This is a genomic window from Occallatibacter savannae, from assembly GCF_003131205.1.
GTDB lineage: Bacteria > Acidobacteriota > Terriglobia > Terriglobales > Acidobacteriaceae > Telmatobacter > Telmatobacter savannae.
Map to the genome: position 1 here is coordinate 46,208 of NZ_QFFY01000004.1, position 12,369 is coordinate 58,576.

At 62.4% G+C, this 12,369-nt stretch carries 11 protein-coding genes; 3 read left to right on the forward strand and 8 right to left on the reverse strand.

The window, feature by feature from the left end; all coding sequences use genetic code 11:
- Positions 1-4: 4 nt before the first annotated feature.
- The 7 genes from DHV10_RS15200 to prpB form a co-directional block, all read right to left on the reverse strand.
- Positions 5-265: a UBP-type zinc finger domain-containing protein gene (locus tag DHV10_RS15200; RefSeq protein ID WP_109487248.1), complete on the reverse strand. Its 261-nt coding sequence runs from the start codon at positions 263-265 to the stop codon at positions 5-7.
- A gap of 26 nt (positions 266-291) precedes the next feature.
- Positions 292-1,872, reverse strand: a complete 1,581-nt coding sequence (locus tag DHV10_RS15205; protein WP_109487249.1) for a glycerol-3-phosphate dehydrogenase/oxidase — start codon at positions 1,870-1,872, stop codon at positions 292-294.
- Positions 1,873-1,881: 9 nt separating this feature from the next.
- Complete coding sequence (gene glpK, locus DHV10_RS15210; RefSeq protein WP_109487250.1) at positions 1,882-3,372, reverse strand: glycerol kinase GlpK; 1,491 nt, start codon at positions 3,370-3,372, stop codon at positions 1,882-1,884.
- Positions 3,373-3,544: 172 nt separating this feature from the next.
- Positions 3,545-4,993 (reverse strand): bifunctional 2-methylcitrate dehydratase/aconitate hydratase, encoded by a 1,449-nt coding sequence (locus DHV10_RS15215; RefSeq protein WP_109487251.1) that lies wholly within the window; start codon positions 4,991-4,993, stop codon positions 3,545-3,547.
- A 33-nt stretch (positions 4,994-5,026) separates the two neighbouring features.
- Complete coding sequence (locus DHV10_RS15220; protein ID WP_109487252.1) at positions 5,027-5,524, reverse strand: hypothetical protein; 498 nt, start codon at positions 5,522-5,524, stop codon at positions 5,027-5,029.
- 45 nt (positions 5,525-5,569) lie between these two features.
- The gene (gene prpC, locus DHV10_RS15225; protein WP_109487253.1) at positions 5,570-6,733 is read right to left on the reverse strand and encodes a bifunctional 2-methylcitrate synthase/citrate synthase; all 1,164 of its coding nucleotides are present in this window, start codon (positions 6,731-6,733) and stop codon (positions 5,570-5,572) included.
- 47 nt (positions 6,734-6,780) lie between these two features.
- Positions 6,781-7,683, reverse strand: coding sequence for a methylisocitrate lyase (prpB, locus tag DHV10_RS15230; RefSeq protein WP_109487254.1), 903 nt, complete (start codon positions 7,681-7,683; stop codon positions 6,781-6,783).
- A gap of 151 nt (positions 7,684-7,834) precedes the next feature.
- Here prpB and DHV10_RS15235 point away from each other — a divergent pair, with 151 nt between their 5' ends.
- The 3 genes from DHV10_RS15235 (at position 7,835) to DHV10_RS15245 (ending at position 11,337) form a co-directional block, all read left to right on the forward strand.
- The gene (locus DHV10_RS15235) at positions 7,835-8,377 is read left to right on the forward strand and encodes a DUF2911 domain-containing protein (RefSeq protein WP_109487255.1); all 543 of its coding nucleotides are present in this window, start codon (positions 7,835-7,837) and stop codon (positions 8,375-8,377) included.
- An 88-nt stretch (positions 8,378-8,465) separates the two neighbouring features.
- The gene (locus DHV10_RS15240) at positions 8,466-8,831 is read left to right on the forward strand and encodes an FmdB family zinc ribbon protein (RefSeq protein ID WP_109487256.1); all 366 of its coding nucleotides are present in this window, start codon (positions 8,466-8,468) and stop codon (positions 8,829-8,831) included.
- 34 nt (positions 8,832-8,865) lie between these two features.
- Positions 8,866-11,337, forward strand: a complete 2,472-nt coding sequence (locus DHV10_RS15245) for an endonuclease MutS2 (RefSeq protein WP_109487257.1) — start codon at positions 8,866-8,868, stop codon at positions 11,335-11,337.
- A gap of 35 nt (positions 11,338-11,372) precedes the next feature.
- Here the strand turns inward: DHV10_RS15245 and DHV10_RS15250 are convergent, their stop codons facing one another.
- On the reverse strand, positions 11,373-12,359 hold the full coding sequence (locus DHV10_RS15250) for an MBL fold metallo-hydrolase (protein WP_109487258.1): 987 nt from the start codon (positions 12,357-12,359) through the stop codon (positions 11,373-11,375).
- Positions 12,360-12,369: the final 10 nt, after the last annotated feature.

Sequence of the window (12,369 nt, forward strand, 5' to 3'; positions counted from 1 at the left end):
CTGGCTAGATGTAGACTTCGTCGATGTAGCACCAGCGCCAGTCTTCGCCGCGCTCTGCGGAGCGGATGAGCGGGTGCTGCGTCGAGTGGAAGTGGGCTCGGGCGTGGCGATTCTTTGAGGAGTCGCAGCAGCCGACATGGCCGCATTCGAGGCACATGCGGAGATGCACCCAAGTATCGCCAGTCTTTAAGCAGTCCTCACAGCCCTTGCTGTTCGGCTTTACGTTCTTCGCGTGATCTTTGACGTGGGTGCACTGTGCTGCCATCGATGGACCTCCCCGGGGAAGCGGGTTTAAACAGTGTACTGCTTTGCCAGGGCGGAGAATTCCTGAAGCTGGGCGGCGACCCATGCGTCATCGTGGTGGAGTTCTTGAGCTAACAACTTGGCGACTGGCTCGGCCATTTGCATTGCGGCATGCGCGTTGAGGAAGAGAGCACGGGTGCGGCGGGAGAGAACGTCTTCCACGGTGCGGGCCATCTCTGCGCGAGCGGCCCAGACGACTTCCGCACCGATGTAGGGCAGTGCGGGATGGAGGGGCTTGGCGAGGTCGGGATTCTGTTCTGCGATGGAACGTATCTCAGCGGAGTCGGAGCCGTAGACTTCGAGCGGATCTTCGTCTCCATTGCGGTCCGCGGGCGGTTCTGCGTAGCCGTGAATGCGCAGATTCTTCGTCACGCAGGTTTCGTCGCGGAGGCGGCCGAGGGTGATGGCGTGGTCGACGGTGTCTTCGGCCATGTGGCGGTACGTGGTCCACTTTCCGCCGGTGATGGTGAGCAGGCCTGAGGTGTCGACGTGAATGGTGTGGTCGCGCGAGATGGCGGAAGTGCTGGAGGCGCCGCCGGATTTGACGAGCGGACGAAGGCCTACGTATACCGCGAGAACATCGGAGCGGCTGGGAGGACGCGTGAGATAGCGGCCGGCAGTTTCGAGGATGAATTGAATTTCTTCGTCGAGAGGCTTGGGCTCGAGGCTTGGGCCATCGACGGGAGTGTCGGTGGTACCGGCAACGGCATGGCCGTGCCATGGGATGACGAAGAGAACGCGGCCATCGCTGGTGCGCGGAACCATGAGCGCGGTATCGCCCTTAAGGAAGGAGCGATCGAAGACGAGGTGAATGCCCTGGCTTGTGACCATTAGAGGTTCAGTGGCTGGATCAGCCATGCGGCGGATCTGGTCGGTGAAGACGCCGGTGGCGTTGATGACGATCTTAGCTTTGATCGAGAAGGCTTCGCCGGATTCATCGTCGCGGGCGATGAGCCCGTTAACGTAGCCCTCGTCATCGCGCAACAAACCGGTTGCAGGACAGTAGTTGATGACAGTGGCGCCCTGATCGGCGGCGGTCATGGCGAGGTGAATGAGCAGGCGCGAGTCGTCGAACTGGCCATCGTAGTAAACGACGCCGCCGCGGAGCTCTTCGGGCTCGAGCGCAGGCAGGCGCTGGAGGGTTTCTTCTTTGGTGAGAAGCTTTGACGCGCCAAAGCCGTACTTGCCGGCGAGCAGGTCATAGAGTTTGAGGCCGATGCCGTAGAAGGGCGCTTCCCACCAGGAGTAGTTGGGGACGACGAAGGCGAGGTCTTTGACAAGGTGAGGAGCGTTCTGGCGAAGGAGGCCGCGTTCTTTGAGCGCCGACATGACGAGCGGGATGTTGCCTTGCTCGAGGTAGCGTACGCCGCCGTGCACGAGCTTGGTGCTGCGACTGCTGGTGCCTTTGCCGAAATCGTGTGCTTCGAGGAGAACGGCTTGGAAACCGCGAGCGGCCGCATCGACGGCTACGCCCATTCCGGTTGCTCCGCCGCCGATGACGGCGATATCCCAGGGCTCGTTGCGCTGTGCGCGTTCACGAATCCTGCGCAGCATTTCTTCCCTGCGCATGTGTGTCTCCTAACTTTCTACCCAGTTTTTGGAGCGATCGACGGCGCGCTGCCAACGCGCGCGCAGGGCGTTTCGCTCGGGTTGTTGCATGTGCGGCTCGAAACGGGTATCGCCCTGGCGCTTCGCTTGTAATTCTTTCGGGCTCGGCCAGAAGCCTGTGGCGAGGCCAGCAAGATAGGCGGCTCCCAGCGCCGTGGTTTCGGTGACGCGGGGGCGGACGACAGGAACCCCGAGGAGATCGGCCTGGAACTGCATCATCAGATCGTTGACGGCGGCGCCGCCATCGACGCGCAGTGCATTGAGTGGAGTGCCGGTTTCGCTGTGCACCGCCTCGAGAACATCGGCGACCTGGAAGGCGATGCTTTCGAGGGCTGCGCGGGCGATGTGACCGGGTTTGGTGTCGCGGCGAAGGCCGATGATGAGGCCGCCGGCGTGCGGATCCCAGTGGGGAGCACCGAGGCCGACGAAGGCGGGTACGAACACTATCCCGCCGTTGTCCGGGACTCCTGCTGCAAGGGCTTCGACTTCGGCAGAGGAGCCGATGAGGCGGAGATTATCGCGAAGCCATTGGACCACTGCGCCGCCGATAAAGATGCTGCCCTCGAGCGCGTATTCGAGACGCTTCTGAGCGCTGGCGGCGACGGTGGTGATGAGCTTGTGTTTCGAGCGGATGAATTTTGTGCCGATGTTCTGGAGCAGGAAGCAGCCGGTGCCGTAAGTGTTCTTGGCTTCGCCGGGAGACCAGCAGAGCTGGCCGAAGAGCGCGGCTTGCTGATCGCCGGCTATTCCGGCGATGCTGATGCCGCCGAGGCCGAGGGTGGTGGTGACGTCGCCAACGATCTGGCTGGACCAGAGGACTTCCGGCAGCATGCTCTCAGGGATGTCGAAGATGCGGAGGAGTTCGGAGTCCCACTTGCCTTCGACGATGTTGTAGAGGAGCGTTCGCGATGCGTTGGTCACGTCGGTGACATGGCGCATGCTGCTGGTGAGGTGGTAGATGAGCCAGCAGTCGACAGTGCCGAAGGCGAGTTCGCCGCGCTGGGCTTTCTCACGGGCGCCGGTTACGTTGTCGAGAATCCAGCGGATCTTGGTGGCGGAGAAGTAGGGATCGAGGACGAGGCCGGTTTTGGTGGAGACGGTGTCACCGAGACCCTGCTGTTCGAGCGAGGAGCACATGGCAGCGGTGCGGCGGTCCTGCCAGACGATTGCGGGATGGATGGGCTTGCCGGTGGCGCGTTCCCAGACGATGACGGTTTCGCGCTGATTGGTGATGCCGATGGAGACAACGTCGCGGGGACGAGCGCCGACTTTCCCGAGGGCCTCGACGGCGCAGGAGACCTGGCTGGTGAGGATTTCAAAGGGATCGTGCTCGACCCAGCCGGCCTGCGGGTAGAACTGCTGGAACTCGTGCTGTGCGACTGCGGCGATGGAGCCGGATTCGTCGAAGAGGATGGCCCGGGAACTGGTGGTCCCCTGGTCCAGAGCGAGTACGTAGGCCATGAGCGGGAAGTCTTCCTTAGGCCACAAGTCAAACACGCGTGCCCACGGGGCTGCAAGCGTTTACAGAGAACAAAGAGGATTGTAGAGGGGAGGAACGAGCCTGGTTGTATCCCACCCTAAATCGGTCTTACGACCGATTTAGAATGGGGCACCCGATTGAAGGTGAATCGAGCTAGGCGACGTAGAGGTCGACGTATTCGCTGACGGGCTTGTGTTCGAGGGCGGAGCGATCCATCGAGGCGTCGAGAATTCGCTGCTGCGGTTGTGATGAGAAGCGGCGGGCCAGGTTGCGTTTGAACTTTTCGATGAGGAGAGGCATGCCCTCGGCGCGGCGGCGCTTGTGGCCGATGGGGTATTCGACGGTTTCTTCGAGGACCGTGCCGTCTTCGAGTTCCATGCGGAGCGAGTTGGCGATGGAGCGCTTGTCGGGATCGTGGTAGTCGCGGGTGAACCGCGGCTCTTCGACACAGGTGATGCGATCGCGAAGAGCATCGATGCGCTTGCCCCAGACGGGATCGAGCGCGACGGCGTCTTCGTAGTCGGCGGCGGTGAGGCGGCCATGGATGAGGGGAACGGCGATCATGTACTGAACGCAGTGGTCGCGATCGGCGGGATTGGAGAGCGGGCCCTTCTTGTCGATGATGCGGATGCAGGCTTCGTGGGTGCGAACGGTGATGGATTTGATGGATGAGGCGTTGAGGTTGCGGCGGGCGAGTTCGTCGTGGAGCTTCATCGCGGCTTCGACGGCGGTCTGGGAGTGGAATTCGGCGGGGTAGCTGATTTTGAAGAGGACGTTCTCCATGACGTAGCTGGAGTAGGGGCGCTGGAATTTGAATGCGTTCCCGCGGAAGGATACGTCGTAGAAGCCCCAGGTTTTTGCAGTGAGCGCGGAGGGGTAGCCCATTTCGCCGGCTTTGGCCATGAGGGCGAGACGAACGGCACGGCTGGTGGCGTCGCCGGCGGCCCAGCTTTTGCGCGAGCCGGTGTTGGGAGCGTGGCGATAGGTGCGGAGGCTTTGGCCGTCGACCCATGCGAGCGAGACGGCGTTGATGGTCTGTTCGCGCGATAGGCCGAGGAGAGAACAGACGACAGCGGTGGACGCAACTTTGACGAGGACGACGTGGTCGAGGCCGACATTGTTGAATGAGTTCTCGAGAGCGATGCAGCCCTGGATCTCGTGCGCTTTGATCATCGCAGTGAGGACGTCGCGCATGGTCAGAGAGGCCGCGCCGGATCGGCAGAGCCAGTCGGCAACGGCGAGGATGCCACCGAGGTTGTCGGAAGGATGGCCCCACTCGGCGGCAAGCCAGGTGTCGTTGTAGTCGAGCCAACGGATGATGGCGCCGATGTTGAAGGCGGCCTGCACGGGATCGAGCTGGTAGCTGGTGCCGGGGACGCGGGCGCCGTTGAGGACTACGGTGCCGGGAACGATGGGGCCGAGGAGTTTAGTGCAGGCAGGGTATTCGAGAGCTTCGAGGCCGCAGCCGAGGGTGTCGAGCAGGCAGTAGTGGGCCGTCTCGTAGGCGAGGTCGCTTTTGATCTGGTAGCCGAGGGCGTAGTCGGCGATGTCGGCGATGACCTGGTCGGGGACGGGGCGTTCGTTGCTGATGTGCGAGGACAACGGTGTTTCTCCGGAGCGAGGGATTGTGACGGTTTATGGCGAAGAGCAATTCCATTGAGAGTTGAAAGTCTCTTCGTCTGCTTTGACTAGATCGGCCACAGCAATAGTGTAGACACCACCGCAGGCTTGCCTCCATTGGTTGTAGCCTTCCTCGTAATCAGGGAGAGTACGTCCTTGCTCGATCAGCTTTGTCACGCTGCGGTCTAATGCTTCTCGGGAAATCGGTGTGTGGCCGATGTTCGTTGGGCTCGGCCCGCCGGAGCAGTTCTTTAAATGGATTCCGGATATCCGCACGTGGACGATGACGCCGGCGTTCGGAAGTCTTTCAATCCGAAGAACGGTGATCGTTGAGGACTCTTCCCCCCTGCGCGTTCGGTAGGACCACACCTGCCCGGGGCTGAACTTCGGGTCCGTGGCGGCTTGCGGCGCAACGCATGTTTTTGCGCGTCCATCTGTACCCTGCTGCGCCATCGATGAATGGCTGAGGATAACTAGCAATATGAAAATGAGGAAGGACCGTACTTTGGCCAAGGTCTCTCCTGGCAGGCACCGTCTGGTCACAAGCGAGACATGGCCTTATGTGCGCTGGTCGATGGGAACGAAGGGTTTTGGTTCGGGGCCGGTGTAGTTGGCTGAGGGGCGGATGATTTTGCCGTCCTGGCGCTGCTCGATGACGTGGGCGCACCAGCCGGCGGTGCGGGCGATGACGAAGAGCGGGGTGAAGAGGTCGACGGGGATGCCCATCAGGTCGTAGGCGACGGCGCTGTACCAGTCGAGATTGGGGAACATGCGCTTGGCGTCGTGCATGGTGGACTCGATGCGCTCGGCTACGTTGAAGAGGCGCATGTCTACAGCGATGGTTGAGAGGCGGCGGGCGACTTCTTTGATGATGTCGCTGCGTGGGTCGCTGATGGTGTAGACCGGGTGGCCGAAGCCGATGATGACCTCGCGCTCGCCTACGCGCCAGCGCATATCGGCTTCTGCTTCGTCAGGGCGGCGATAGCGCTTTTGAATTTCGAGAGCGACTTCGTTGGCGCCACCGTGCTTGGGACCTTTGAGCGCGCCGATGGCGCCGGCGATGCAGGAGTAGATGTCGGAGCCCGTTCCGGCGATGACGCGCGCTGTGAAAGTGGAGGCGTTGAATTCGTGCTCGGCGTAGAGGATGAGCGAGGTCTGCATGGCCTGGACCCACTCAGGGCTGGGGGCGGTGCCGTGCAGCAGATGGAGGAAGTGAGCGGCGATGGAGTCTTCGAAGCGTTCGACCTCGATGCGACGTCCGTTGCGCGCGTAGTGGTGCCAGTAGATGAGCATGGAGCCGAGCGAGGCGAGGAGAGCGTCGGAGATTTTGCGCGCGCCGGATTCTTTGTGGGCTTCGCCTTCGGGCAACACGCAGCCGAGGACGGAGACGCCGGTGCGGAGGACGTCCATGGGATGTGTGGAGGGCGGGAGTAGTTCGAGCGCCTGCTTGACGGCGGCGGGAAGACTGCGGAGCGGGCGCAGGCTGGCCTTGTATGCGGCGAGCTCGGGCGCTGTGGGGAGTTTGCCGTGAATGAGAAGGTAGGCGACCTCTTCGAATTCGCAATGCGCGGCGAGATCGTGGATGTCGTAGCCGCGGTAGTGCAGGTCGTTGCCGGTGTGGCCCACGGTGCAGAGCGCGGTGGAGCCGGCGGGTGTGCCGGAGAGCGCGACGGATTTTTTGGGCTTGAACGCGGGCGGCGTTGAGGTGGATTCGTTGCTCATGGGGATCTCCGCAGAGCTTGAAGCTATCGGATCAGAGGAACGGGTGTCTACTTCGCGTCCTTGTTGCGGGCGAAGAGCGCGTCGAGTTTTTGTTCGTAAGCGTGGTAGTCGAGGAATTTGTAGAGGTCGGCGCGGGTTTGCATCTGCGGGACGAGGTGCTTCTGCGTGCCTTCGCTGCGAATGGCCTCGTAGACCTGAAGGGCAGCGGCGTTCATGGCGCGATACGCGGCGCAGCAGTAGAGGATGATGTCGACGCCAGCGCGGGCGAGCTCATCGCGCGTCCAGAGAGGGGTCTGGCCGAACTCGGTGATGTTGGCGAGGATGGGGACGCCGACGGCCTTGCGGAATTGCGTGTACTGGTCGAGCTCGGTGACGGCTTCGGCGAAGATCATGTCGGCCCCGGCGGCGACGTAGGCCTGGGCGCGTTCGATCGCGGATTGAGGACCTTCGTTGGCGAGGGCGTCCGTGCGGGCCATCAGGACGAAGTGATTGTCGGTTCGGGCGTCGACGGCAGCCTTGATGCGGTCGACCATCTCTTCGGCGGGAACGAGTTCTTTGCCGGGGCGGTGACCGCAGCGTTTTGCGCCGACCTGGTCCTCCATGTGCACGGCGGCTGCTCCCGCTTTGATCATGGAGCGAATGGTGCGTGCGATGTTGAAGGCGCTGCCCCAGCCGGTGTCGATGTCGACGAGGAGGGGCAGTGAGGTGACATCGGTGATGCGGCGAACGTCGGTCAGGACGTCTTCGAGGGTGCTGATGCCGAGGTCAGGCATGCCGAGAGAGTTGGCTGCGACTCCGCCGCCGGAGACGTAGAGGGCGCGGTAGCCGGTGGCCTCGGCCATACGGGCGCTGTAGGCGTTGATGGCGCCGACGATCTGGAGGGGCTTTTCTTCGGCGACTGCGGCGCGAAAGCGGGCACCGGGGGTTGCGTTATTTGCGGAGGCTGCCATGGGCTTTCCGTTTGATGTCTCGGGGGCATCATAGCAGCCTGGCAATACGGCGGAATCGGGTTGGCTCATTTGCGGGGGTGAGCCGGCGGTGCGACAATCATTGCCGTCGCGGCCCGCTGTTCCCATCGCCGCTGGAGGAGAAACGAAACCTATGAAGCATCTTCTCGTTTGTGCCGGACTTCTATTTGCAGCAACCACCGTTATCGCTCAGCAGAAAGCGCCAGCCAGCCCTCCGCAGAAGGCGACTGGAACTATCGGCGGACATGAGGTAACAATTACTTACTCGTCGCCGGGTGTGAAGGGGCGCGAGGGCAAGATCTTCACCAAGGACGGATTGATCAGCCATAACCCGCATTACCCGGTGTGGCGTGCCGGAGCGAACGCGGCAACGACGCTGGAAACTGCGGGCGATCTGATGATCGGCGATCTGCATGTGCCTGCAGGGAAGTACACGCTGTTTGTCGACATTTCGGATCCGGATCAGTGGACGCTGATCGTGAACAAGAAGACGGGCGAGTGGGGCCTTGCATACGACGGGTCGCAGGATCTGGGAAAGACCAAGATGCATATGAGCAAGCCTTCATCGATGGTCGAGAACCTGAAGTGGGAGGTCAAGGGTGAAGGCAGCAAGGGCACGATCTCGCTGGCGTGGGAAGAGCACGAGGGATCGGTGCCGGTAATGGCTCATAAGTAGCTTGAACAAGAAGGCGGGGTGGAGAGGGCATCCACCCTGCCATTAAGATAGAGATAGAGGTCGATCGTTCCAGGAGACTAGAAGAGCCTTGCCCCTTTACCCATACCGCTGCACGTCGTGCGGCCATCGATTTGAGAAGATCCAGAGTTTTTCGTCCGAGCCGGAGAAGGTGTGTCCGAACTGCGGGAAGGAGACGCTGGTGCGGCCGTTGACGGCTCCGCGTTTCCAGTTCAAGGGATCGGGCTGGTATATCAACGACTACGCGCCGAAGGGCGGCTCGGAGGGCTCGTCGGAGACTTCGACGGAGAGCAAGCCGGCGGAGAGCAAGGATGCGGCAAAGACGGCCGATGCGCCGAGTGAAAGCGGGACGGCATCTGCTCCTGCGACGCCTGCTCCGGCAGCCGCGCCCGCTCCAAGCTCGTCTACGCTGAAGAGCAGCACTGACAGCAAGTAGGCTCTCACTGCGCCAATTAGAATCAGGGCTGTAGATGCCGCTCATCGAGCCCATTCCGTTTCCGGTTGAGAATGCCGATACGGTTTCCCTGGAATGGGAGCCGCTGCTGGCGTTTGTTGCCGGGTATGCGGCTTCGAAGGTCGGCAGAGAAGGCATTCTGAATCTGCGTCCTTCGACGGACGAGGCGTGGATGACGCGCCAGCATCAGCTCTGGAGCGAGGTCGCGCTGCTGCTGCAGGAGCAGGTGTCAATCCCGCTGGGCGGGCTCTTCGATCCAACACAACTAGCGGCGAAGGCGCAGATTCCCGACGCTGCGCTTGAGGCTGCTGAGCTGCAGTCCGTGGCGCGGCTGGCACATGATGTGGGGGCGTGGCAGGCATTGCTGCGCGAACCTCCGGCGCGGCTTGCGGACAAGCTGCCGGGGTTGACCGAGCTGTCGGCGCCGCTTGCGGGATCTTCGCTGAAGGCGCTGGCCGAGTCGATCGAACGCAAGATCATGCCGGATGGAACATTGGCGGACGATGCTTCGCCGGAGCTGAACCGCATCAGGCGCGAGCAGGAGCGGCAGCAGCGGGCCATTGAGGAGTCGCTGCGGTCGGCGCTACGCAGGCTTTCGGGTGAGGGATCGACGCAGGACGATGTGATCACGATTCGCGGAGACCGGTTTGTGATTCCGGTGAGAAGCGAGTTGAAGCGGCGCGTGTCGGGCGTGGTGCACGGGGCAAGCTCGTCGGGGCAGACGGTGTACGTGGAGCCGCTGGAGACGATCGAGCAGAACAACGAGCTTGTCCGGCTGATTGAAGAGGAGCAGGCGGAGATACACCGGATCTTTGTCGCGTTGACGCGGCAGGTGGGCGGATACGCGCAATCGCTGGTGGAAGGCGCGCGAGTGCTCGCGGTTGTGGACACGATGGCGGCTCGCGCGCGGTTTGCGCGGGACTACAACTCCGTTGTTCCTACTTTTGGACCGACTCAATTGCGGCTTGAAGAGGCGCGGCATCCGTTGCTGGAGCGGCATCTACGTGCGAACCGAGGGAGCGTGGTTCCGTTGACGCTGGAACTGACGGCGGATAAGCGGCAACTGATTATCAGCGGGCCGAATACCGGGGGCAAGACGGTGACGCTGAAGACGACGGCTCTGCTGGCGATGATGGCGCAGGCGGGGTTGCCGGTGCCGGCGGCGCGGGCGGCGTTTCTGGTGTTCTCGGCGTTTCTGGCGGATATTGGAGATGCGCAGTCGATCGAGGCGGAGCTGTCGACGTTTTCGGCGCACATCGTGAATCTGAACCGGCTGTCGCAGCTTGCGGATGAGCGGGCGCTGGTGCTGCTGGATGAGCTTGGATCGGCGACGGATCCGGAAGAGGGATCGGCGCTAGCCGTAGCAGTAGCTGCGCACTTCCTTGAGTGTCGCGCGTGGACGCTGATTTCTACGCATCACACCTCGCTCAAGGTGTATGGGGCGAACACGCCGGGCGTGTTGAACGCGGCGGCGGGCGTGGATGAGGTGACGCTGGTGCCGAATTACCAGCTGCGGCTGGGAGTGCCGGGGGCTTCGGCTGGAATTCAGACGGCGGAGCGGCTGGGGTTGAATCGCACGATCATTGCGGGGGCGCGCGAGCGGCTGGGATCGCAACAGGTGGACATTGCGCGATTTCTCGACCGGCTCCACAAGGAGCTTACGCAGCTCGAGGAGGATCGCAAGGCTGCGCGGGAGCAGCAGTACGCGCTGAACCGGGAGCGCAAGCGGCTGGAGCGCGAGGGTGATGTGGAGGTGCGGAACCGTACGCGCGAACTGGAGCAGAAACTCGCTTCGCTCATGAAGGAGTTTGAGTTTCAGATGCGCGAGAATGTGCGGGCCGTGGAGGACCGCGCAGCGCAGCAGAAGTTGTCGAAGGAAGCGGAGCGGCGCATTACGCGGCTGCGGCGGGAATTTCAGGAGAGCTTCAACCAGACGGTGGTTGCGCATCGGACCGGTGCGGATGCGGGAGATGCGAATGCACAGCCGCATGTGGTGCGGCATGTCTCGGCGGGCGACCAGGTCCGGCTGAAGTCGATGGGGAAGATCGCCGTGGTGCAGCGCGAGGTGGAGAAGGACGTGTTCGAGGTTGCGCTCGGGCCAATCAAGATGCGGGTGAAGCGGGACGATATCTCCGAGGTGGTAAAGTTGGCGGTACAGCAAGCGGAGCGGCCGGACCCGCTAGCGGCGGCGCGAAAGCAGAAGGGCGTGCATGTTTCGGTGAGCAGCGCGAACACCGACGATATGCGGATGGAGATCAACCTAATCGGGCGCACCGTCGATGAAGCGACCGAGGAGTTGGAGAAATATCTCGACCGGGCGTTTCTGGCGGGGTTGCCGCGCGTGCGGGTAATCCACGGGCACGGCGCGGGGATTCTGCGGCGCGGGGTGCGGGATTTTTTGAAGTCGCATCCGCACGTGGCGGGAATTGCAGAGGCTGCGCAGAATGAGGGCGGCCAGGGTGCTACGGTGGTGGAGCTGAGGCAGTAGTTTTCGAACCGATCTCAGCTGCGGCGATCAGCGGATCAGGCTGTGCCGTCTCGCTCTACTGCTTTGGATGATGCCGAGGTCCAGCTTTGACCTTCTGTAAGCGGCTCAACCGAGTGGGAGAGTCCAGCATGAGAGGCTGCGTTGAGCAGGCGCGGGAGCGGCTCGTCCATGGGCTCGCGGCCGAGGCGGAACGTGCCGTAGTGCATGGGGATCATGACCTCGGCTTTGAGATCGATGAACGCGCGGAAAGCCTCTTCGGGGCTGGTGTGGACGGAGCGATAGCTGTCCGGGAAATAGGCGCCGATGGGAAGCAGCGCGATCTCGGGACGAAGACGGCGGCCGATTTCGGTGAAGCCGTTGAAGTATGCAGTGTCGCCGGAGTGGTAGATGGTGGGGCCGCTTGCCGACGCGATTACATATCCGCCAAAGCCGCGATGCGTGTCGTTGAACATGCGTGCACCCCAATGGCGAGCGGGTGTTGCGGTAATGGTGATGGCCGCGGAGCTGGCATTCTGATGGCGCGAGTTGCCAGCAGCTAAATCGATGAGGCGCGGCTTGAGGCTGGCTGGCTGAGAATCTTCTCCGAGTTGAGCTGATTGCCACCACTGGAGAGTCTCGATGCGAGAGAAGCCGAGATCCTGCACGAGGTCTTCGACTCCCGTAGACACGATTGCGACGGGAGTAGCCAGCCCACGACGGCGCATCTCACGCGTGATGGCACGGAGGGATGGCCGGTTCAGGTGGTCCATGTGCGCGTGGGTGAGAAGGACGGCGTCGATTGGAGGGAGATCGGCGATGCGAATGCCGGGACGGCGCTGGCGACGTAGGACGATGAGGCGCGTGGCGAAGACGGGGTCGATGAGCAGAGCTTTGCCTGCGGTCTGGATGAGGAAGGACGAGTGCCCGATGAAAGTGATTGAAGTCTGGCCGTCGTTGATGATGGGCGGAGCTGACGGGGCGCCGGCGAGCGGCTGAGCGTGGCTCTCGCGTACCAGACGCCAGAGTTGGCCAAGTTTTCTCATCCAGAACGGG

What these genes read in the sequence shown, in the direction of transcription:
- DHV10_RS15200 (WP_109487248.1), bottom strand. Translation starts at nt 265, where the DNA reads ATGGCAGCACAGTGCACCCACGTCAAAGATCACGCGAAGAACGTAAAG.
- DHV10_RS15205 (WP_109487249.1), bottom strand. Translation starts at nt 1,872, where the DNA reads ATGCGCAGGGAAGAAATGCTGCGCAGGATTCGTGAACGCGCACAGCGC.
- glpK (WP_109487250.1), bottom strand. Translation starts at nt 3,372, where the DNA reads ATGGCCTACGTACTCGCTCTGGACCAGGGGACCACCAGTTCCCGGGCC.
- prpC (WP_109487253.1), bottom strand. Translation starts at nt 6,733, where the DNA reads ATGAGCAACGAATCCACCTCAACGCCGCCCGCGTTCAAGCCCAAAAAA.
- prpB (WP_109487254.1), bottom strand. Translation starts at nt 7,683, where the DNA reads ATGGCAGCCTCCGCAAATAACGCAACCCCCGGTGCCCGCTTTCGCGCC.
- DHV10_RS15235 (WP_109487255.1), top strand. Translation starts at nt 7,835, where the DNA reads ATGAAGCATCTTCTCGTTTGTGCCGGACTTCTATTTGCAGCAACCACC.
- DHV10_RS15245 (WP_109487257.1), top strand. Translation starts at nt 8,866, where the DNA reads ATGCCGCTCATCGAGCCCATTCCGTTTCCGGTTGAGAATGCCGATACG.
- DHV10_RS15250 (WP_109487258.1), bottom strand. Translation starts at nt 12,359, where the DNA reads ATGAGAAAACTTGGCCAACTCTGGCGTCTGGTACGCGAGAGCCACGCT.